This is a genomic window from Parolsenella sp. (genome assembly GCF_982402205.1).
The window spans coordinates 1-21,223 of the sequence record NZ_CEVYAT010000012.1 but is presented as its reverse complement, the minus strand read 5'-3'; the positions used below and the strand labels follow the sequence as shown (position 1 = coordinate 21,223).

Here is a 21,223-nt window from a genome sequence, read left to right as displayed (position 1 = left end):
GCTCTCGCGCGAGGGCGTGGCGGCCTGCGCGACAGACGCGGCGGCCTGGGCGACAGACGCGGTGGGCGCGGGCTGGGCGTACGCGGCCTGTGCGGAGGCCTGGCTTGGCTGGGCGTCCTGCGGGGCCTGCGCCGCAGAGGCGGGGCGAGGCGCCGCCGGGGCGGACGCGGCCTGCTGGGCGGGCGCCGCGGCCTGCTGGGCTCCCTGCTGCCACACCGCGCGGGCAGCCCAGACCTCGGCCGCGGTCTGGGCCGTGAAGAGCACGGCGCTGTTGCCGCTCATGCCCTCCTCGACCGACTCACCGCCCAAGGGCGAGGTGGCGCGCGGGCGCGACGAGGCGTTCATGGCGTCGTCCCACCAGCTCTCGCCCACGTCTCCCACGCTTCCATCGGCGCGCTCGATCACGGGCAGGCCCTCCATGCGGGAGGCCCCCAGGCGCTCTGACAGCACGCTCGCCACGCCCCTGGCGCGGGCGCTCATGCGCTCGGCGAGGGTACGGGTGCGCACGTAGCCCTCGGCCACGTCGACGTAGTCGGTCGAGGCCTTGGCGTTGGCCTCCCAGGCGCTCCAGGCGTCCTCGATGGCGTCGCGCACGGGCTCGGAGGCATCTGCCGCCTGGGCGCCCGGGACCTTGGCGGCGGGCACCTGCACGCGGATGTCGCCGGTCTGCTCCCAGGCCTGGGCCGTGGCGCTGCGCTGGGTGGGCACGGCCTGGACGGCCGTGCGGGAGGGGACGGCAGGCTGGGCATGGCTGCCGCGCAGGGCGCTCTCGATCTCTGCGCGGGCCGTGCGCGCGGCGACGGCGCGCGAGATGGCAAGGCTGCCGCAGCCAGCCACGATGGCGCCAGTGACGCAGCCGGCCACGAAGGTGAAGCCGGGGTCAGACGTGGGAACCTCGTAGCCCATGACCGTAAGCGCCTGCGCGCACGTGGGCGCTCCCCACGCGGCGGCACCGGCAAGCCCGGCAAAGATGGCAGGATTGCTGCACCTGCTCGTCATGACCTCACGCCTCCCCAGTAGCGACGGCGGCTCATGCAAACAGGCGAGATTGCGACGACGGGTCCAGCGCTCGCTCGAGCGGGGCCAATCGGGCAACGGCGGGGTCTGTTTGGTCTGCGGGTACCGTCGCTCGAACGAATTCAAGATGTGGGCGCCTCTGCACCCTTCGTATGACTATAGCAGCACCGGCATGTCGGCGTTGCATAAAAATGCCTCCGTCCACGGTCAATCGACCAGTGGGCGGAGGCTGGGGTGCTCCCTGCGCCAAGCCAGGCGCGAGAGGCGTCCCTACAGGGCGTCGGCGTACTCGCTCTGCTGGGCCTTCTTTGCCGAGCGTATGAGGAACTCCTCGTTGGTCGCCGTGGCCTTGAGGCTACGCACGAGCGAGTTCTCGGCGCGCTCGATGTTGTTCATGTTGGCAAGGATGCGGCGCAGGCCCCACACGAAGGGCTGCAGCTCGGGGTCGATGAGCAGCTCCTCGTTGCGCGTGCCCGAAGCCACCGGGTCGATGGCCGGGAAGATGCGCTTGTCGGCCAGCTCGCGGTCGAGCTTGAGCTCCATGTTGCCAGTGCCCTTGAATTCCTCGAAGATGACCTCGTCCATCTTGGAGCCCGTCTCGACGAGCGCGGAGGCGAGGATCGTGAGCGAGCCGCCGTTCTCGATGTTGCGGGCCGCGCCCAGGAACTTCTTGGGCGGGTAGAGGGCCGCCGAATCGACGCCGCCGGAGAGGATACGCCCACTCGCCGGCTGGGCGAGGTTGTAGGCGCGGGCAAGGCGAGTGATGGAGTCGAGCACGACCACCACGTCGCGGCCCATCTCGACCAGGCGCTTGGCACGCTCGATCACGAGCTCGGAGACGGCCGTGTGGTTGTCGGCCGGCATGTCGAACGTCGAGGCCACGACGTCGCCCTTGATGGAGCGCTGCATGTCAGTGACCTCCTCGGGGCGCTCGTCCACCAAAAGGCAGATGAGGTAGACCTCGGGGTTGTTGGCGGCGATGGACTCGCAGATGCGCTTGAGCACCGTGGTCTTGCCCGCCTTGGGGGGACTCACGATGAGGCCGCGCTGGCCCTTGCCGATGGGCGCCACCAGGTCGATGGCGCGGCCGGTTATCGAGTTCTTGCCGTGCTCCATGACGAGGCGCTCGTTGGGATAGACCGGCGTGAGGTCGCGGAAGCGCGGGCGCTCGCGGGCGACCTCGGGAGAGGCGCCATTGATCGAGGCGACCTTCTGCAGCGCCGGGTACTTGTCGTTGGGACGGCTGGGGCGCACGGTGCCCTCGACCCAGTCTCCGCGACGCAGGCCCATGTGCTTGATGAGCTGCTGGGGAACGAAGGCGTCGTCGTCGCCAGCCATGTAGTTGCCGGTGCGCACGAAGCCGTAGCCCTCGCCCGTGATGTCGAGCACGCCCGCGACGTCGCGGAAGCCCTCGGCGCGCGCGGAGGCCACGTAGACGGCCTCGACGAGGTCTGCCTTGCGCACGCCCACGTACTCGACGCCCAAGCCCGCGGCGTGGACGCGGAGCTGCGCCACGAGCATCGAGGAGAGCATCTCGCGCGAGAGGCGCGGCTCGACGACGCCGTTGCCGTTGTTGTTGCCGCCGTTGTTGTGGCGGCCGCGGCGACGACCCTGGTTCTGCTGGTTGTTGTAGCGGCCCTGCTGCTGGTACTGCTTGGGGCGGTCGGGGCGCTGATACTGCTTGCGCGGCTGCTGCTCGCCCTGGACCTGCTGCGTCTGGGGCTGTTGCTGGGCCTGCTGTGCCTGGTGCTGCTCGGGCGCGGGCTGCTCGTCCTTGCGCTGGCGCGCCTTGCGGCGCTTGGGAGCGGGCGCGTCTGCCGCGGGCGCGGAAGAGGCCTGGGGCTGCGAGACGGCCTCGGGCTGGTCGACGACCTTGCGCGTGCGGCTGCGGCGGCGCTTGGCCGGCTGGGCAGCCTCGTTCTTATCTTCTGTCACGTGTGGGAATCCTTCGTGTCTGGCGCGTGGGGCGCCTCCCCGGACCCTGCCCTACCCGCAACGCAGGCGGACGCGCGGCACGCGACGAGCATGGGCGCAAAACCCATAGGCTCGCAGCCCGCGACGCGCGACAGCGCGAGGTGTGGAATGCAAGACAAGCTGGGGAACGTGGGAATGGCCGCCAGGGGCGGCGTGGGCAAGAAGCCCGACACGGCAGACTATAGCACGGAAGATTTGCGCGCGCGAGCACGAGCGGGCCTAAACTCCGCAACCTGCGCCACGAGCTTCTCGGCACGGGCTCGGCCAGACTCGGTAATCGCAATCGAGAGGGCCGCCTGGCCCGGGGTGTCGCCGCGCTCGATGTAGCCGGCGCGCTTGAGCGACGAGACAGCCATCGAGACGGTGGGCTGCAGCAGGCCCAGGCCGTCGACGAGCCCGCCCACCGAGCCCAGGCCGTCGCCATCGTCGCTGCAGAAGGCAAGTTGCATAAGGACGAGGTCTGCCGAGGAGAACGAAATCTGCGCGGCGCCGTCGATGATGCGCATCATGCGCTCGTCGGTGCAGCGGCCCAGCGGCATGTCGGTCTTGATGTTGCGACAGACGTCGGCCACCATGCGGCGGATGGCCACGACGCCCGTCGAGGACAGGTGGCAGTAGACGTTTCGCCTGTCGCGCTCGCCGGGCTTGCGCTCGATGAGCCCGAGCTCGGCCAAGTGGCCCGTCCTGTGCGTCATCGTGGGGCGCAAAACGCCCTGGTACTCGGCTATCTGCGACGTGCGCAGAGGGCCGTTCACGTTTGCCAGGTGGCACAGTATTCCCAGCTCGTCAAAGGTAACGCGGCTGGTAGCAGGCGTGGTCTGACGCACAAGTCCATAGGCCCTGCGGACAGACAGATACTCACACACCTTCACGAAAAAGACCCCCGAGTAATCCTCGTAACCAGTCTTTAGCATACCCCTAATTGGGGGAAGTATCGCAATAAATTAAGGGATTAGGAGAATTCTTTTTCGCATAGATGGGCCCCGCAGCTGCACGCGACGGGGCCCATCAGGATCGGTTGTGTATGAACGCTACATGCGCTCGGGCGCCGAGACGCCGATGAGCGAGAGGGTGAGCGCAAGCACACGACGGGTGGCGTCGCAGGCGGCGAGACGGGCCTGGGACAGCGCTGGGTCGACCGGACGGCCCTCGCTCGAGAGCACCTGGCAGGCGGTGTAGAAACCGTGGAAGGCGGCCGCAAGCTCCTGGGCGTAGTGCGTCAGGCGGAACGGCGCGCGGTCACGGGCGCAGCCTTCGACGAGCTCGCCGAACTCGCCCAGCTTGCGGGCAAGGGCGGCCTCGGTGGGGTCGGTGAGCACCGACAGGTCGCAGTCGAGGGGAACGGCGCGGGAGGCAACCTCGTCCATGCCCAGCTGCGCGGCCTCCTCGGCCGTGACGCCGGCGGCGCGACGCAGGATCGAGCAGATGCGGGCGTGGGCGTACTGCACGTAGTAGACCGGGTTGGAGTTGTCCTGGCGCTTGGCGGCCTCGATGTCGAAGTCGATCATCTGATTGGAGCTCTTGGAGACGAGCGTGAAGCGCGTGGCGTCGGCGCCAACCTCGTCGAGCAGCTCGCGCAGCGGGACCATGGTGCCCTTGCGCTTGCTCATCTTGACCGGGTGGCCGCCGCGCAGCAGGTTCACGAGCTGGCCGAGCAGGACCTCGAACTTGCCCTCGTAGCCCAGGGCGTCGGTGGCGGCGCGCACGCGGGCGATGTAGCCGTGGTGGTCGGCGCCCCACACGTCGATGACGTGGTCGACGCGCTCGTACTTGTTCCAGTGGTAGGCAACGTCGGAGGCGAAGTAGGTGTAGGCGCCGTCGGCCTTCACGAGCACGCGGTCCTTGTCGTCACCGAAGTCGGTCGAGCGGAACCACAGGGCGCCGTCCTTCTCGTAGAGGTAGCCCTGCTCGCGCAGGCGGGTAAAGGCGCGGTCGACGGCGCTCGTGCCACTCGCGTCCTTCTCGTAGAGGGAGCGCTCGGAGAACCAGACGTCAAAGCTCGTGCGCATGTCGGAGCAGGTCTGGGAGATGTCGTCGAGCATGAGCTTGTAGCCGCGCTCGCGGAAGGAGAGCATGCGCTCGGACGCGTCGGCCTCGACCCAGCGGGTGCCGTCGGCCTCCATGAAGTGGGCGGCGAGGTCGATGATGTAGTCCCCGCCGTAGGAGTCGGCGCCGAGCTTGGCCTTGAAGGCGTCCATGTAGGGGTGGGAGTCGGGGTGCTCGTCGGCTTCGTCCTCGACGAAGGCGCGCCAGTCGGCGATGAGGGCCTCGTGGGCGGCATGGGCGTCGAGGCCGCGGCTGTCCATGATGTCGGCCAGCTGCAGGTAGCGCTCGGACACGGAGTTGCCAAACGTGTTCATCTGGTTGCCGTGGTCGTTGACGTAGTACTCGCGCTCGACGTCGTAGCCGGCGTGCTCGAGGACGCGCGCGAGCGAGTCGCCGAGGGCCGCCCAGCGGCCGTGGCCAATGTGCAGCGGGCCCACCGGGTTGGCCGAGACGAACTCGACCTGGACCTTCTGGCCCTGCCCCAGGTTGCAGCGGCCAAAGTCGGCGCCCTGCTCGCGCGCGGTGCGGAAGACCTCGTTGCCGGCGGCGGTGGAGAGGTAGATGTTCACGAAGCCGGGACCTGCGACCTCGACGTGGTCGACCTCGGGGGCCTCGGGCAGGTGCTTGGCGATGGCAGCGGCGATGTCGCGGGGCGCCTTGTGGGCGAGCTTGGCGCTGCGCAGCGCCACGGTGCTCGTCCAGTCGCCGTGGGAGGAGTCGGCCGGACGCTCGAGTCCCAGGTCAGCGACCTCGAACTCGGGCAGCTCGCCCGCGCGCTGGGCCTCCTCGACTGCCGCTCGAACCAGCTTCTCGATCGTCTCGACCACGATGAATCCCTCCGACACGAAGCGACCCCCGCGTGGGGGCCGCGAAAATTGCAGGTACGCCGCTTGACGCGGACTGATTGAGTTTAACAAAAAGCGCACGTGCGCACGGCCTGGGCCGGGGCGCGCCACGCGAGGCACACGCTAGCGCTGGGCAGCGCGCTCCTCACGCACGAGGCGGGCGCGCAACTCGGCCAGGTTGCGCTCGACGCCCACCGGATAGACCTGGGGGTTGAGGAAGCGGCGCACGGCCGGGTCGAGGTGCATGAGCGCGTCCTTGCAGCGTCGCTTGGCGGCTTCGAGTTCGTCGGGGTCGCCGGCGCGCCTGCCATGCTCGACCATCTTGACGAGCAGGTCGTGATGCGTAAGCCCCGTGAAGTCGTAGTTCGTCTCGGAGTCGGTGACGCAGGAGGCGTCCGCGAGCGTGGGCGCGTCGAGGGTCTCGTCGTAGATGACGTCGCCCACCGGGCAGCCCGCCTCGTCATAGAAGCGCGCCACCAGCTGCACGCCCGGAATGGTGCGCTTGTAGGCGACCTCGGAGAGCTTCATCGTGGGGCGCCACGCGCTCTCGCCAGCCTTGCGCACAGCCGAGAGCTTGTAGACGCCGCCGAGGGACGGCTGCGGGTCGCACGTGGCGAGCTTGGTGCCCACGCCAAACGAGTCAATGGGCGCGCCTTGGGCAAAGAGCGACTGGATGGTGTACTCGTCGAGGTCGTTGCTGGCGCTCACCTTGACGTAGGGAAGGCCGGCCTCATCGAAGGCGCGGCGAGCGTACTTGGAGAGCTTGGCGAGGTCGCCCGAGTCGATGCGCACCGCGGCGAGGCGCTCGCCGGCAGCCTCCATCTCCTTGGCGACCGTCACGGCGTTGGCGATGCCCTGGTGCACGTCGTAGGTGTCGACGAGCAGCACGCAGTTCTTAGGCATCGAGCGGGCGAAAGCACGGAAGGCGTCGATCTCTGCGGGAAAGGCCATGACCCAGGAGTGGGCGTGGGTGCCAAACACCGGGATGCCGTAGATCTTGCCGGCCAGGCAGTTCGAGGTCGAGCTCGCGCCGCCCACGTAGGACGCGCGCGCCACGGCAAGGCCGCCGTCGGGGCCCTGGGCGCGACGCAGGCCAAAGTCGGAGACGGCGTGGCCCTCAGCCGCCTGGACCACGCGGGCCGTCTTGGTAGCCACGAGCGTCTGGAAGTTCACAAGGTTGAGCAGGGCCGTCTCGATGAGCTGGCAGGCGGCCATGGGCCCCTGGACACGCACGATGGGCTCGCGGGGGAAGACGACCTGGCCCTCGGGCACCGCCCACACGTCGACGTCCATGGCGAAGGCGCGCAGCCACTCGAGGAAGGCCGGCTTGAACATCGCGCCGCCGCCGGGGGCCGAGAGCGACCCCAGGTAGGCGATGTCCTCGTCGGTGTAACGGAAGTTCTCGACGAGGTCGGCGATCTGGCCGGTGCCGCAGGCGACGGCATAGCCGCCGCCGAACGGGGCGTCACGGAAGAAGACCGTGAAGCAGGCCTCGGCGTCCATGAGGTCGTTCTCCCAGAACCCCTGGGCCATCGTAAGCTCGTAGAGGTCCGTGTTGAGCGAGACGTCGGTGGGCTTGGTGACATCGGTGAGCGACATTGCGCACCCTCCTTGTGGATTGGTTCGAAGCTGCCGGCGGCGCGCTAGCCGGAGATGAGGCCACCGCCCACGAAGCTCATCACGAACACGGCGACGATGATGGCCAGGACGAGCAGCACGAGCTTCTGGCCCAGCGGCATCTTGAGGTCCTCGTCGGGCTCCATGTACTCGCGGGCGCGCTCGCGCCTCTCGGCATCGCGGGCCATCTGCTCGGCCTCGGCCTGCTCGGCGCGCAGGCTCTCGAGCTCGGCCTTCTGGGCGGCGTCGCGAGCGGCCTGCTCGCGGGCGGCCTTCTCGGCGCGAAGGCGCTCGAGCTCCGCGCGCTCCTCGTCGGTAAGCGGTGCGTCTGCCATCTCTACTCCTCACGTTGGGCCCACGCGGGGCTTGAAGAACCGTCCCCTAGTCTAGCCGTTATGCGCGGTCGCTAGTCATCCGCGGGCGCGACGAGCTCGGGGCCGTCGACGCCGGTGGCATCGAAGGCGGGCACGAAGCTCTCGGAGACCGTGCCGCCCTGCTGCCACCACATGCGCTCGAAGCCCAGGTCGTCGGCATGGTCGAGCACGGCCTCGTACTCCTCGTCGGTCACGGCGCGGGCGAGGTCTCCCCCGCGTTCGCGGCAGGCGGCGTTGGGCGTGTACTGGTTCATGACCGAGAGGTCGACCTCGTTGCCGGCGAGCTCCCACACGCGGTCGAGCACGGCCATCGAGTCGTCGACGTGACCGGGCAGGACGAGGTGGCGCACGATGGTGCCGCGCAGCATGTGGCCATCCTCCGCGTTGGCGGGGCCTCCGTGGGCGCGCACCGAGGCGAGCATCTCGACGAGGGCGGCCGCCGCGACCTCGGGGTAGTCTCGGGCGCGCGAGAGCCGGGCGGCGAGCGGGCCGCTCGCGTACTTGAAGTCCGTGAGCCAGATGTCAACCACCCGCGAGAGCAGGCGCACGGTCTGGGGCGTCTCGTATCCGCCCGTGTTGCACACGATGGGGATGGCGAGGCCCGCCGCACGCGCGCGCAGGGCGGCGTCGACGACCTGCGGGGCAAAGTGGCCGGGCGTCACGAGGTTGATGTTGAGGGCGCCCTGGCCCTGCAGCTCGAGCATCATCTGGGCGAGGCGCGCCACCGTGACGTCGTGGCCAAAGTTGCCGCTGCTTATCTCGGCATTCTGGCAAAAGACGCAGCGCAGGGTGCACGACGAGAAGAAGATGGCTCCCGATCCCGCCTCGCCCGAGATGGGCGGCTCCTCCCAGAAGTGCAGCGCCGCGCGGGCCACGCGCAGGGTCGCGGTGGCGCCGCAGGCACCGCGCGCGCCGGCGGCACGGGCGGCCCCACAGGCGCGCGGGCACAGCTCGCAGCGCTCGTACTCCTTGGGGGCCGGGGCTGTGATGGGTCCGCATGCCAACACGGTCTCCCCAGCCGCTTCCCTCGCGGAGTCGGGCGAGGCAGGCCCGCCTTGCTTCACGTCTTCCATGGTTGCCTCCCCCGCCGGCCAACGTCGCGGACCCGCATGCGGCGCGGACGCGACGTCTCGATACAAAAAGAGCGGACCACAGTGTGGCCCGCTCGGCAATTCCTGGTGGAGACGAAGGGAATCGAACCCTCGGCCTCTGCCATGCGACGGCAGCGCTCTCCCAGCTGAGCTACGTCCCCAGGCGCGTTTGCGCGTAGGTAATTGTACCGTGCCCCGCGCCCGTGTCAATCGAGAACTTTTGGGGCAAGGGGAACGAGAGGAGCGCGCCCGTGGTCTCCCCCCCCCAACACAAAATCCTAGGAAAACGCCTTTATCGCTATCCATTAATAGCACTTATCGCCATTTTCCTAGGATTCTGTGGATAAGCGAAGCGGGGGCGGAAGAGTGAGACGTGGGCTGTGGGCGAGCGGCGCAACGGGTCTGAAGGGTGGGCTGTGGACGAGCGGCGCAACGGGGCTGAAGAGTGAGACATGAGCGAGCGAAGCAGAGGGCAGAAGAGCGAGATGAAATGGCTCGGCCTAGCACCACGCCGCGCGACCGCTCGCTCGGCAACAAAAAAGCGCCCGGATGGGCGCTTGGGCAGACGATAACGTCGCCCCCCGCAGGTGCGATAATGAACCCACCTCTCAAAAGGTGGGTGCCCTCGCCGGCTGTTCCAGCTTCCCCCAAACGGAGGATGCCTGTACTGAGCTCGGTATATGGGCTCCCAGGAAACGCTTGTCGGTTCACCCAGTTTGCCCTGCGGGGAGCTGACACCTCCACTATACCCAAGCCATTCGTCGGTTCCAGTCTTGACATGCGCGCTCCCCACAAAACCAGCCGCGTAAGCTGCACTTCAAGCTGGTATCATGAATCTACTTGTATCTATTGGATGACCCCGAGACGCCCGCGCGCCATCGGGCGAAAGGCTGCAACGTTTTGGTGACGAGATGGTGGATTCCCTGTGCCCTGCTGTTCCTTACGGCACTTGTCGTGACGCTCGTCGCCACGCCCCTCGCCCGAAAAATCGCCATTCGCCTTGGCGCCGTTGACAAGCCCTCCAAGCGCCGCATCAACAAGGTCGCCATCCCCCGCATGGGCGGCATCGCGATCTTCCTGGCGCTGGCAGCGGCAGTCCTGGTGCAGTACCTCGGCACCAGGTACCTCGGATGGCCGCTGGTCCTTACCCCCTGGCGCTTCTCGACCGTCGACTACCCTCTGCTGGGCGTGTCGTTCCTCGTGATCTTCATCACCGGCGCCATCGACGACGTCCTGCAGCTCAAGCCCCTCGCCAAGCTCGCCGGCCAGGTGCTCGCCGCCGTCATCGCGGTATGCTCGGGCCTCACCGTAGGCGTCATCATGAACCCGTTCGGCCACGGCGAGATCGTGCTTGGCTGGCTCGCCTACCCCATCACGGTGGCCTATCTCGTGGCCTACGTGAACATCATCAACCTCATCGACGGCCTGGACGGCCTGGCCTCGGGCATCACGTTCATCTCGAGCTGCACGCTGTTCTACATGGCTGCGCTCTCCAACAGGCTCGACTCCGCCGCCATCGCCATCTCGCTCGCCGGCGCCACGCTGGGCTTCCTTCGCTACAACTTCAACCCGGCGTCGATCTTCCTCGGAGACTCGGGGTCGCTCCTGCTGGGCTTTGCCCTGGGCACCGTCTCGCTGCTCAACGTCACGCGCGTGGCGGGCCTCACGACCCTCATCGTGCCGCTCGTCATCTCGTTCGTACCCATCGTCGACACGTTCTCGGCCATCATCCGCAGGAAACGCGCCCACGTGAGCGTGGGCCAGGCCGACAAGGGTCATATCCACCACAGGCTCATCCAGGACGGCTACAACCAGCGCCAGGCCGTCGTGCTCATGTACCTGTGGACGGCGATGCTCAGCGTGGGCGCCATCATCATGACGCAGATCGAGGTGGCCCCGCGCATCGTCGTCTTCTGCCTGCTCATTGGCGCCTCTTTTGCCTTCGCGGCGCACCTGCACCTGTTCGACCCGGTGCTGCTGCACCACTACAACCCCAAGAGCGGCGAGGACGAGCTCGTGTCGCCCGACGACCCGGCCTTTGCCGTGGAGCAGGCCCGCATCGAGGAGCACGCCGAGGAGCGCCGCGAGGACTTCGTGGAGCGCCTTCTGCGCCACGACGACGAGAAGTAGCTGCGGTCCCCTCTCGGCGAGAATCGCTTCGTTTGGCCGGTGTGCCGTTCCCGCCCAGCCAGCGCGGAGCAGGCCTATTGCGAGAATATCGAAGTGCCAGGAGCGCGCTTTAGTCGCGTCAGGCACGCGGCTCAATAGCCCAACGCGCACCCTATGCCGCGTGCGCAACGAAACAGACACGGCACCCTAAGGGCGCGTTTTAGTCGCATCGCGCACGCGATTGCCCTGCCAAACTAGGCGCGCAGCTGCCCCGACAAGCTCCACCGGCACGCGAATCACGCCCACATACGCGTCAGCTGCCATACCAACACAAAAAGGCCCGCACGCTTGCGCGCACGGGCCTCGTTAGAGCTAAGGGTGACGCTTACTCGGCATCGGCGATGGCCTTCTTGGCGACCTCGGCCAGAGCGGCGAACGCGGCCTCGTCCTCGTAGGCGATCTGCGAGAGGACCTTACGGTCGAGCTCGACGCCGGCGAGCTTCAGGCCGTGCATGAACGTGGAGTAGCTCATGTCGTTCATGCGGGCGGCAGCGTTGATGCGCTGGATCCAGAGACGACGGACGTCGCGCTTCTTGTTGCGGCGGTCGCGGTACTGGTACTGCAGGGAGTGCTGGACCTGCTCCTTCATACCACGGAAGGTGCGGGAGGAAGTGCCGTAGTAGCCCTTCGAGAGCTCCTTGAGGGTCTGACGCTTCTTACGGCCAGCAACGGCGCGCTTGACTCGTGCCATGTTAGATCAACTCCTAGTGAAAAAATGCGGACAGGCGCGGGCGCGCTACTTGCCCATGCGGGACGAAACGACCTTGACGTCGGCCGGGGCGAGCTCGGTCTCCTTGCGGAAGCCACGGATGCGCTTCTGGGACTTCTTGGTGAGGATGTGGCTCTTGAAAGCCTTGGCGCGCATGATCTTGCCGGTGCCGGTGCGGCGGAAACGCTTGGCCGTACCCTTGTGCGTCTTCATCTTAGGCATGCTAGTTCTCCTTCTTATCCTTATCGCTCGCCTCGGGGGCCTTCTCGTCGAAGGCGCCCTTGATAGGCGCGACGAGCATGTGCATGTTGCGACCCTCCATCTTCGGCTGGCTCTCAACCGTAGCGTAGGGCTTGAGGTCGGCGGCCAGGCGCTCGAGCACGTTGAGACCCTGCTCGGGGTGGGCCATCTCACGACCACGGAACATGATGGTCACCTTGACGCGCGCGCCCTTCTTGAGGAAGCGCATGACGTGACCCTTCTTGGTCTCGTAGTCGCCGGTGTCGATCTTGGGACGGAACTTCATCTCCTTGATCTCGACCTTGGCCTGGTTCTTGCGAGCCTGCTTGGCCTTGATCGCCTGCTCGTACTTGTACTTGCCGTAGTCCATGACCTTGCAGACGGGCGGCTCGGCGTTCGGGGCGATCTCGACGAGGTCGAGACCCTGCTCGGAGGCGATGCGCAGGGCATCGCGGACACCAAACAGGCCGAGCTGGGAACCGTCGACGCCAATCAGACGGCAGGAGCGAGCGGTGATCTCCCCGTTGATACGGGGACCTTCGGACTTGGCTATCTTACACACCTTCCCTTCCTTGCGGCGCACCCTCCCGGGCGCCTCGCCGCACGTGTGGCGCGAGACCGGCTGTCCCGTGCCGCAAACCGCCGCGGGCCTCGTCGGCTCGCAACGAAAAACCGGAGCTGCGCTTGGCACAGCTCCGGCAAGATTCAGGCAAACGCCGCCGCATTGGCGACCTATATCCCTATTCCTACCAGACAGCTGCCCTGGGGCGCCGTTCAGGTGGGGTCACAACCTCTGACCCACTTCACGATGCAGCCTTGCGGCCACACGAATTGATAGTATTGCACTCAGCAACCATACGCGCAAGGAGAAATATGAGTCCCAGACAACGCATGCACAAGAGGCACACGAACGGCCAGGGCCGCGGCAATCGTGCGCGGGGCGAGCAGGCGCCCGCCAAGCCGCAGGAGCTCGACGAGGCCACGGGCCTGCCCCTCCACCTCGTCGAGGCCGTGCGCCGCGAGCGCGCCGAGCTTGCGGACACCATCATAACGGGTTGGGGCGAGGCGCGCCCCGTGACCCTGCGTGCTAACACGCTTCGCTCGGATGCCGAGAGGGTCGCGGCGGCACTCGACGAGACGGGCATCGGCTACGCCCGTGTGCCGTGGTACACAGACGCCTTCGTGCTGGGAGAGGGCACCATCGAGCGAGACGTCTGGGCCCTCGACGCCTACCAGGCGGGCGAGCTCTACCTCCAGAGCCTCTCCTCGATGCTGCCGCCGCTTGCGCTCTCCCCCGCCCCGGGCGCCGACGTGCTCGACATGTGCGCGGCCCCCGGCGGCAAGACGAGCCAGATGGCGGCCCTGGCCCCCGCCGCGCCGGGCGTGCGGGCGGTGCGCATCACGGCCTGCGAGCTCTCCGCTCCGCGTGCCGAGAAGCTCGAGCACAACCTCGCAAAGCTGGGCGCCGCCAACGTGCAGGTCATGCGCTGCGACGCGCGCAGGCTCGACTCGTGGTTTGCCTTTGACCAGGTGCTGCTCGACGCGCCCTGCACGGGCTCTGGCACGGTGCGTACGCACGACGACCACGCCGCGCGCTACCTCACGCCCGAGCTCGCGGACCGCGTGGAGCGCTCGCAACGCGCACTTCTTGACAAGGGCCTCGAGGTGCTGAAGCCCGGCGGCGCGCTCGTCTACTCCACCTGCTCGATCCTCTCGCGCGAGAACGAGGACGTTGTGGAGTGGGCGCTCTCGCGTCACGGCGACTGCGAGCTCGCGAGCGTCGAGGTGGGTGGCCTGACAGACGCGGGCGACCTTGCACCCACCGTGCTGCCCACGCGCCTTGCCGGCACTCTCACGGTGTGCCCCAGCAGGCTCTACGAGGGCTTCTTCGTCTCGAGGATCGTCAAGCGCGGCTAGGTACGGCATCAGCACTCTCGCAGACTTACTGTCCCGCAATACCCGTACAATCAACCTGGTGTACGCGACATGCGAGAGGTGCAGATATGCCAGGCATGAAATCTGATGCAGTAGCCTTTTCCCGCAAATGGGCCAACAGGGGCAACGAGAACCAAGACACGCAGCTCTTCTGGATCGATCTCTTTCAGCATGTCCTGGGGCTTGATGACGCCGTCTCTCATCTGGAGTTCGAGAAGCCCGTCTCCACGGCGGCGAGCACGCACGAGGGCTACATCGACGTCCTCATTCCCTCGGCCAAGACCCTCGTCGAGCAGAAGTCGCTTGGAATCGATCTCTCCAAGGTAGAGACGAGGCAGGGCCGCAAGGTAACGCCCGCCCAGCAGGGACTGGCCTATGCGCAGGGAATGCCGCTCTCGCAGCAGCCACGCTACATCATTGCCTGCAACTTCGCCGAGTTCTGGGTCTACGACCGCACAGGCCATACGAGATATCAGTTCCGCCTCCGCAAGAATTCTTTCTGAGCGAGAAAACGATGCGAACGCCACGCTTGCCGATCTATATGATCCGAGCTTTATGCCAAAAGGACTTAGGATGGCTCACGCGGAACTCGATGCAGCGGTTGAGGCTGCCTATGGCGTGGACTTCAACGGAGACGAAGAGAGAATCGTCGCTCACTTGTTTAAGCTCTATGCAGAAAAGACCGGAGAAGAGGGCCAATAATAGCAAGCGGCAACGAAATAGCACCGCACTCGTTTTCAAAACGGGTGCGGCGCTTCATCTTGGCTAATAAAAATATTTACGCCTGCTCCTCGAGGGCGTGGCCACGCTCCTCGAACATGCCCTCGACCTCCTCGGGCGTCGTGTCGAGGGCGCAGGCGAGCTCCTCGAGCGAGCGCTCGCGGGCGTCGCGCAGGACGCGGGCAAGGTAGGAGCTGGGCTTCTTGGAGCAGGCCTCCGCGGCGGCGATGCGCTCGAGCATCGTCTTGGTGACGCGCAGGCTCTCGGGGATGCCGAGCTTGAGGCGCTGCTTGAAGTGCTTCTCCTCGAGGCCCGAGTTGCGGTCGGAGAAGGGGTCGCACGTAAGGTCGCCATAGCCGTCAATGGCGGCGAGCGCCTCGTCGCGGCTCACGGGCGGATGCAGGTTCTTCTCGGCCTGAGCGGCGGGGTACATGAGGCGCGCGGCCCCGCGGCCGCTGCCGGCTTCGAGGATGAGCATCGGCGAGGGAGAGTCCTCAAAGCCCACGACGGTGCACAGGCCCTGACCAGGATGCATGACACGCTCACCAATGGAAAACATCGCTACCTCCGCTATGGCCACGTCGCTTGGGAGCGGGCACTACTCACTTTTCACACTGGTATAAGATTAGCACCAAAATTTTGAATAACCGCAGGTAAATTCGTAAGGTCTCCGTATTTTGGGGCATACTTACACGTTTGCGCCCATTCTGGGGGCGCCACTTTCGCTATACTTCGATTCATTGTGGGACCGCGCGCGGCCACCTCAATCGCCCGAGTGGTGGAATGGCAGACACGGAGGTCTCAAAAACCTCTGGGGAAACCCGTGCGAGTTCGACCCTCGCCTCGGGCACCACGCATAGGAGAAGGCCCGGACGCAGCCAACCTGCCGTCCGGGCCTTTTTTCTGCCCCTAGTTACGTGTCGCACAGCCTCGCTCTCAGCCGCCAAGCGACCGTCTCGCCGAGCACCCAAATCTACGCGTCACAGCATTCGGCACCCGCTTTTACGCGCTAGGAGGCTTCCGAGCGCGTAAAAGCGGGTGCCGAATGGCGAGAGACGCGTAATGGTGGGTGCTCGCCGAGGTGTCCCGCTACCGCAGGTAGGGGTTGGTGGCGAGCTCCCAGGACATCGTCGTGTCGTCGCCGTGGCCGCAGAGCAGGTGCGTGGATGCGGGAATAGTCGTGGCCAGCAGGCGCAGCGACCTCATGAGGGCAGGCGTCGAGCCGCCGGGAAGGTCGGTGCGGCCGGCGCTTCCGGCAAACAGGGTGTCGCCCACGAAGGCGAGCCCCGCCGCGGCGTCGCGCCCAACGAGGCAGACGCCACCCGGCGTGTGGCCGGGCGTGGGCACGACCTCGAAGCGGGCCTCGCCCACCCCGATGACGTCGCCCGCGGCGAGCAGCTGGCTGGGCGCGGGCGCGTCGTCGTCATACTCGATGCCAAACGAGTGCGCGCTGCGCGCCACCTGGGCAAGCTCGGCGTCCTCGGCGCTAATGGCGAATGGGGCGCCCGTGGCCGCCACGAGGGCCGCCACGCCACCCACGTGGTCTGCGTGGCCATGCGTCGCCGCCACGAGGGAAATCTCGACGCCGTCGAGCGCAGACGCGATGCGCGCGCCCGCCGCGCCCGGGTCGATGACCAGGGCCTTGCCCGCGCAGACCACGGCGTAGCAGTTGGTCGAGAAGGGAGACACCTCGAAGCGCCTCAGCTCGAGCGTGCCGTCAGCCATGGTCGGCACGTCGTCAAACGACACGGTGCCCCTGTCCCAGAAGCGACTCATCGCTACCTCCCGTGAATCGAGTTTGCGCCCTCGCCAGGCATGATGCGGCGCGCGTCGTAGACGCTCGGCACGCGACCCACGGTGGCGAGCAGCGTGTCGAGCAGGGTCGCGTCGCTGATCGCGATAAGGAAGCGCAGCTTGGCGACGCCCTGGGGGCTCGTGTTGGTGGCGGCCGACAGGATGTTGCCCCCCGCATCGCCCACGGCAATCGTGACGTCCTTGAGCAGGCCCATGCGGTCCGTGGCCTCGACCATGATCTCGACCTGGAACTGCGTGGCGCCCGAGGCGTCCCACTCGACCTCGATCATGCGCTCGGGGTGCGCCATGAGGCCCTTGACGTTGGGGCAGCTGGAGCGGTGCACCGACACACCGCGCCCGCGGGTGATGAAGCCCACGATGTCGTCGCCGGCCACCGGGTTGCAGCAGTGTGCGAGGTGGACGAGAAGGTCGGAGTCGCCCTTGGCAATGACGCCACAGCTGGCGCGGCGGCGCTTGTCGGCGGCCCGTGCCCGCGAGGGGCGCGGTGCGCTCATAGGCGTGGCGGCCGTCTCGAAGAACTCCTCGCGGGCGGCGTTCGCCTCGGCGTTGGCGCGCTGCTGGGCCGCGAGCATCTCGGCGGGCGACCCCTCCTCGAGGATGGCCTGCACCTTGTTGGCGATCGACTTGGCGGTGAGCTTGCCGTTCGCGATCGCGGCGAGCATGTCGTCGGTCTCCTTGAACGACAGCGACTCGCTCACGCGCGCGAGCGCCTTGGTCGAGCGGGGCGTCGAGATACCGTAGCCACGTTTGCGCAGCTCGCGGGCGAGCTCGCCGCGCCCCGCCTCGGCGTCGTCGGACTTGGTGGAGGCCGCAAAGTACTTGCGGATCTTCGAGCGCGCCGAGGGCGTCACGACGATGTTCATCCAGTCGCGGCTGGGCTTGGAGTTCTTGTTGGTGAGAATCTCGATGCGGTCGCCCGTGGCGAGCGGCTTGGTGAGCGAGACCACCGAGCCGTTGACCTTGGCGCCCACGCAGTGATTGCCCACCTCGGTGTGGACGGCGTAGGCGAAGTCGAGCGGCGTCGAGCCCGCGCGCAGGTTCATGACCTCGCCCTTGGGGGTGAAGACGAAGATCTCGTCGCCAAACAGGTCGACACGCAGGTCCTCGAGGAACTCGTGCGGATCCTCCATGTCGCCCTCGACCGTCCAGTCGAGGCTGCGGCGAATCCAGGAGATCTGCTTGTCGACGCTCTTGTCGTCGCCCGTCATGTCGCCGCGCGAGTTGCCCGAGCGTTTGTAGAGCCAGTGGGCGGCAATACCGTACTCGGCCTGCTCGTGCATCTCGACGGTGCGCAGCTGAATCTCGATGGGGCGCGCCTCGGGGCCCACGACCGTCGTGTGAAGCGACTGATAGCCATTGGGCTTGGGCGTGGCGATGTAGTCCTTGAAGCGGCCCGGAAGCGGGTGCCACAGCGAGTGGACGGCGCCTAGGGCCGAGTAGCAGTCTCCCACGCTCTGCAGGATGGCGCGCAAGGCGATGAGGTCGTAGATGTCGGAGAACTCCTTGCCCTTGCGCTTCATCTTGAGGTAGATGCTCCACAGGTGCTTGGGGCGGCCCGTGATCTGGAAGTCTCCCAGGCCCACGCGACGCAGCTCGTCGGTCAGGGTCTTGATGGCCTCCTCGGTGTCGCGCTCGCGCTGGTCGCGCGAGTCCTGGACCATGCGCGCGATGCGCTGGTACTCCTCGGGCTCGAGGTAGAAGAAGGCGAGGTCCTCGAGCTCCCACTTGATCGAGGAGATGCCGAGACGATCTGCGAGCGGGGCGTAGACGTCCATCGTCTCGTGGGCCTTGAACGTACGGCGGTCGGGCGGCAGCGCCGCAAGCGTGCGCATGTTGTGCAGGCGGTCGGCGAGCTTGATGATGACGACGCGGATGTCGCGGCTCATGGCGAGGAACATCTTGCGCAGGTTCAGCGCCTGCTTGGCGTCCATCGAATCGACCTCGATCGAGGTGAGCTTGGTGACGCCGTCGACGAGCTCGGCGACCGTCTCGCCAAAGAGCTCCGAGAGGTCGGAGAGCGTGGCGGGCGTGTCCTCGACCGTGTCGTGAAGCAGCGCCGCGCAGATGACGTCCTCGTCCATGTGCAGGTCGTGCGCGAGGATGAGGGCCACCTCGACGGGGTGGTTGATGTAGGGCTCACCGCTGCGGCGCTTCTGGTCGCGGTGGAACTGCGCCGCGAAGCGGTAGGCCTCGTCGACCTTGGCCATGCCCTCGGGCGATAGGTAGCGCGTGCAGGTCTTCCTCAGCAGCGGATAGTCGTCGGCACCGATCTCGGGGGCGCCTTCGGGCGGCGCCTGAACATGCTTCGTCTCAGCCATGCGTCACTCCCCCTCACTTCTCGCCCGCGTCCCGGTGCTGGGAACGATGGGGCGATTGATGTGTGCGAGCAGCTCGTCAGCCGTGGCCGAGAGCGCCCAGTTGAAGAAGCGCCCAAACTCCTCACCGGAGCGCTTTCCCTCAAGGTATCTGATGGAGCTGTCGAGGTCCATGTGGTCGGGCGAGGCGGCCATGCGAATGCGCCGCGTGGTGCCGAAGCCCTCGACGGCAAGGAAGCCCAGCTCCGCGAAGATCGCGATGCCCGCGGACACCGAGCGCTCCTCCAGGGTGGTGGAGGGCGTCACCTGCAGGCAGACGTCGAGCAGCTCGGCGTTGGTGAGGCCGATGGTGTCCTCGCCCGCGCTGGTGGCACGCGCCGAGGTGGCGCGCAGGGCTCGCCACAGGCACACAAGCTCGTCTCGACCCGGAGCATAGGAGGAGAGGATGCGCTCGTTGACGCGGGCGTCGCGCGAGCCAAAGAGCAGGTGGATGATGGCGGGCTTGCCGTCTCGGCCGGCGCGGCCGCTCATCTGGTTGAACTCGATGGCGCCAAAGGGCATGTGGTAGAGCACCACGTGGCGGATGTCGGGCAGGTTCACGCCCTCGCCGAACGCGCTCGTCGAGATGATGCAGGTGAGAGCGCCGTCGCGGAAGGCCCGCTCGACGCTGGTGCGCTCGCTGCGCGTGAGGCCGGCGTTGTAGAAGGCGATGCGCTGCCCGATCTCGGGGTTGGCCTTGCGAATGGCGCGGGCCAGCACCACGGACTGCTCGCGCGAGTTGACGTAGGCGACGCACTTCTCGCCCGTGCTGGCGATGGCGATGAGGGCCGCCTCGCGGTCGTGCATCTCGCGCTCGTCGTCGAGGACGAGATTCTCGCGACAGGCGTCGTCAACGATGACGTCGTCGATGCGCGCAAGCTCGCAGATCCTGTCGGCGACGGGGTCTGCCGCCGTGGCGGTGACGGCGAGCACGACGGGGTTCGCGAGCTCGTCGAGCACGCGGGGCAGCTCGCGGTAGGCGCTGCGGGCGCCACCGGCCGTCGCGGCCGCGTGGTGGGCCTCGTCAATGACCACGAAGCCCACGCGTCCGCCGTGGGCGAAGGCCTTGGAGTGAATGGCGAGGAACTCGGGCGTGGTGAGCACGACGTCGACCGTGCCCGCGGCAAGGCCGGAGAAGACCTCCTCGCGCACCTCGGGCGTCGACTCGCCCGTGAGCACGCGGGCGGTGAGCCCCAGGGCGGAGAAGGACTCGGAGATGTGGAAGCTCTGGTCTGCCACGAGGGCGCGCAGCGGGTAGACGAAGACGCTCGCATACCCGTTGAGCACCGCCTCGCGCACGGCGTGCACGTAGAAGATGAGCGACTTGCCGCGCCCCGTGGCCATCACGGCCAGCACACTGCGGCCACGCCCCAGGGCGTCCAGCGCCTGGCGCTGGGCCGGCAGCAGGGCGCTGTCGCCGATGAAAGCGCGCACGACGTGGTCTGTGAGCTGGTCTTGCGGCAGCCTGGCGAGCGCGTCGGCACTCGAGGGGCTCGCGGCGAGCGGGGCCTCGGGCAGGCCGCCCGCAAGAATCTGGGGCACGCGGGCAAAAAGCTCGCCCGCGATGGCGGGGGCCTCGACGCCCGGCGTGGCCTCGCGGTAGATGATGTCACGCACCATGAGCTTGGGCTTCGTGCGGCCCTGCCAGGTCTCGGCGACGGCCTCGAAGACGAGGTCGACGGCGCCCTCGTAGTCGCAAGCGCGCTCGACGTCGGGGGTGCGGAACATGATCGCGGGCACGCTGCTCACGCCGTCGGTGGCGAGGAAGCGCAGGTGCTCGCCCGAGCGGCCCACGCGGCTGCGGGCACGCATAACCACGCCGCACGCGGCCAGTAGCGGCACCTTGTTGCCCTGGCCAAAGGGTTTGAGCGCCCCCAGCGACTCGATCGTGGGCACGTCAAGCTCGTCGAGGCCCACGATGGCCGCGACCTCGCCGGTGTCGACGAACTGCTCGGCGGGGAGCTCGGCCAGCACGCCCTCGAGGCGGGCGCGGAAAGCGTCGATGTTGGCGGCATCGATCGTGACGCCCACGGCGCCCGCGTGCCCGCCAAAGCGCACGAGCAAATCGGCGCACTTCTCGACCGCCTCGAAGAGGTTGACCGAGCCCACGGAGCGGCCCGAGCCATGGGCCACGCCGTCGGAGATGGAGAAGAGGATCGCGGGCACGTGGTAGCGGTTGACCACGCGGCTCGCAACGATGCCCTTGACGCCCTCGTGCCAGCCCTCGCCGCCCACGACGATGGCGCGACCGCCGTCGTAGGTCTCCTCGACCATGGCCATGGCCTGGTCGGCGAGGTCGCGCTCGATGTCGCGGCGG

17 protein-coding genes, 2 tRNA genes and 1 pseudogene are annotated in these 21,223 nt (G+C 67.4%); 5 read left to right on the top strand and 15 right to left on the bottom strand.

Features of this window, described 5'->3' with window-relative positions; all coding sequences use genetic code 11:
• The 8 genes and pseudogenes from AC1VTH_RS01720 to AC1VTH_RS01685 all read right to left on the bottom strand — a co-directional run.
• Window positions 1–999: pseudogene (locus AC1VTH_RS01720) on the bottom strand (hypothetical protein); the annotation flags it as partial.
• Between the two features lie 288 nt (window positions 1,000–1,287).
• The gene (gene rho, locus AC1VTH_RS01715; protein ID WP_481334412.1) at window positions 1,288–2,952 is read right to left on the bottom strand and encodes a transcription termination factor Rho; all 1,665 of its coding nucleotides are present in this window, start codon (window positions 2,950–2,952) and stop codon (window positions 1,288–1,290) included.
• A 218-nt stretch (window positions 2,953–3,170) separates the two neighbouring features.
• Window positions 3,171–3,905, bottom strand: a complete 735-nt coding sequence (locus tag AC1VTH_RS01710; RefSeq protein WP_293674196.1) for a MarR family transcriptional regulator — start codon at window positions 3,903–3,905, stop codon at window positions 3,171–3,173.
• A gap of 117 nt (window positions 3,906–4,022) precedes the next feature.
• Window positions 4,023–5,864 carry an arginine--tRNA ligase gene (gene argS, locus AC1VTH_RS01705; protein ID WP_481334413.1) on the bottom strand — a complete coding sequence of 614 codons (1,842 nt, stop codon included), beginning with the start codon at window positions 5,862–5,864 and terminating at the stop codon, window positions 4,023–4,025.
• Between the two features lie 141 nt (window positions 5,865–6,005).
• Window positions 6,006–7,481 (bottom strand): nicotinate phosphoribosyltransferase, encoded by a 1,476-nt coding sequence (locus tag AC1VTH_RS01700; protein ID WP_481334411.1) that lies wholly within the window; start codon window positions 7,479–7,481, stop codon window positions 6,006–6,008.
• A gap of 44 nt (window positions 7,482–7,525) precedes the next feature.
• Entirely contained in the window at window positions 7,526–7,834 is a 309-nt protein-coding gene (locus AC1VTH_RS01695) for a hypothetical protein (RefSeq protein ID WP_481334410.1), read from the bottom strand.
• Between the two features lie 71 nt (window positions 7,835–7,905).
• Window positions 7,906–8,946, bottom strand: coding sequence for a radical SAM protein (locus tag AC1VTH_RS01690; protein WP_481334409.1), 1,041 nt, complete (start codon window positions 8,944–8,946; stop codon window positions 7,906–7,908).
• Window positions 8,947–9,049: 103 nt separating this feature from the next.
• Window positions 9,050–9,125: transfer RNA gene (locus AC1VTH_RS01685), tRNA-Ala, on the bottom strand.
• Window positions 9,126–9,867: 742 nt separating this feature from the next.
• On the opposite strand from AC1VTH_RS01685, the gene AC1VTH_RS01680 reads away from it, so the two are divergent.
• Window positions 9,868–11,094: a glycosyltransferase family 4 protein gene (locus tag AC1VTH_RS01680; RefSeq protein WP_481334408.1), complete on the top strand. Its 1,227-nt coding sequence runs from the start codon at window positions 9,868–9,870 to the stop codon at window positions 11,092–11,094.
• A 364-nt stretch (window positions 11,095–11,458) separates the two neighbouring features.
• Here the strand turns inward: AC1VTH_RS01680 and rplT are convergent, their stop codons facing one another.
• The 3 genes from rplT to infC are packed head-to-tail and all read right to left on the bottom strand — an operon-like array spanning window position 11,459 to window position 12,644.
• The gene (gene rplT / locus AC1VTH_RS01675) at window positions 11,459–11,824 is read right to left on the bottom strand and encodes a 50S ribosomal protein L20 (RefSeq protein WP_073293985.1); all 366 of its coding nucleotides are present in this window, start codon (window positions 11,822–11,824) and stop codon (window positions 11,459–11,461) included.
• A 45-nt stretch (window positions 11,825–11,869) separates the two neighbouring features.
• Window positions 11,870–12,064 carry a 50S ribosomal protein L35 gene (gene rpmI, locus AC1VTH_RS01670; RefSeq protein WP_293673937.1) on the bottom strand — a complete coding sequence of 65 codons (195 nt, stop codon included), beginning with the start codon at window positions 12,062–12,064 and terminating at the stop codon, window positions 11,870–11,872.
• A 1-nt stretch (window position 12,065) separates the two neighbouring features.
• A complete protein-coding gene (gene infC, locus AC1VTH_RS01665; RefSeq protein ID WP_293673938.1) occupies window positions 12,066–12,644 on the bottom strand; it encodes a translation initiation factor IF-3 in 579 nt (192 codons plus the stop codon).
• 311 nt (window positions 12,645–12,955) lie between these two features.
• Here infC and AC1VTH_RS01660 point away from each other — a divergent pair, with 311 nt between their 5' ends.
• The 3 genes from AC1VTH_RS01660 (at window position 12,956) to AC1VTH_RS01650 (ending at window position 14,719) form a co-directional block, all read left to right on the top strand.
• On the top strand, window positions 12,956–13,999 hold the full coding sequence (locus AC1VTH_RS01660) for an RsmB/NOP family class I SAM-dependent RNA methyltransferase (RefSeq protein WP_481334407.1): 1,044 nt from the start codon (window positions 12,956–12,958) through the stop codon (window positions 13,997–13,999).
• A gap of 95 nt (window positions 14,000–14,094) precedes the next feature.
• On the top strand, window positions 14,095–14,520 hold the full coding sequence (locus AC1VTH_RS01655) for a type IIL restriction-modification enzyme MmeI (protein WP_481334406.1): 426 nt from the start codon (window positions 14,095–14,097) through the stop codon (window positions 14,518–14,520).
• Window positions 14,435–14,719: a type IIL restriction-modification enzyme MmeI gene (locus tag AC1VTH_RS01650; protein ID WP_481334405.1), complete on the top strand. Its 285-nt coding sequence runs from the start codon at window positions 14,435–14,437 to the stop codon at window positions 14,717–14,719. Before AC1VTH_RS01655 ends, AC1VTH_RS01650 begins: the two co-directional genes overlap by 86 nt.
• Window positions 14,720–14,795: 76 nt before the next feature.
• Here the strand turns inward: AC1VTH_RS01650 and AC1VTH_RS01645 are convergent, their stop codons facing one another.
• Window positions 14,796–15,296, bottom strand: coding sequence for a CarD family transcriptional regulator (locus AC1VTH_RS01645; protein WP_293673942.1), 501 nt, complete (start codon window positions 15,294–15,296; stop codon window positions 14,796–14,798).
• Between the two features lie 210 nt (window positions 15,297–15,506).
• Here AC1VTH_RS01645 and AC1VTH_RS01640 point away from each other — a divergent pair.
• A tRNA-Leu gene (locus AC1VTH_RS01640) sits at window positions 15,507–15,590 on the top strand.
• A 236-nt stretch (window positions 15,591–15,826) separates the two neighbouring features.
• Here AC1VTH_RS01640 and AC1VTH_RS01635 read toward each other — a convergent pair.
• The 3 genes from AC1VTH_RS01635 to AC1VTH_RS01625 form a co-directional block, all read right to left on the bottom strand.
• Window positions 15,827–16,513 carry an MBL fold metallo-hydrolase gene (locus AC1VTH_RS01635; protein WP_481334404.1) on the bottom strand — a complete coding sequence of 229 codons (687 nt, stop codon included), beginning with the start codon at window positions 16,511–16,513 and terminating at the stop codon, window positions 15,827–15,829.
• A gap of 2 nt (window positions 16,514–16,515) precedes the next feature.
• On the bottom strand, window positions 16,516–18,870 hold the full coding sequence (locus tag AC1VTH_RS01630; RefSeq protein WP_293673944.1) for a RelA/SpoT family protein: 2,355 nt from the start codon (window positions 18,868–18,870) through the stop codon (window positions 16,516–16,518).
• A gap of 3 nt (window positions 18,871–18,873) precedes the next feature.
• The coding region (locus tag AC1VTH_RS01625; protein WP_481334403.1) for a DEAD/DEAH box helicase at window positions 18,874–21,223 on the bottom strand (2,350 nt) is incomplete at its 5' end.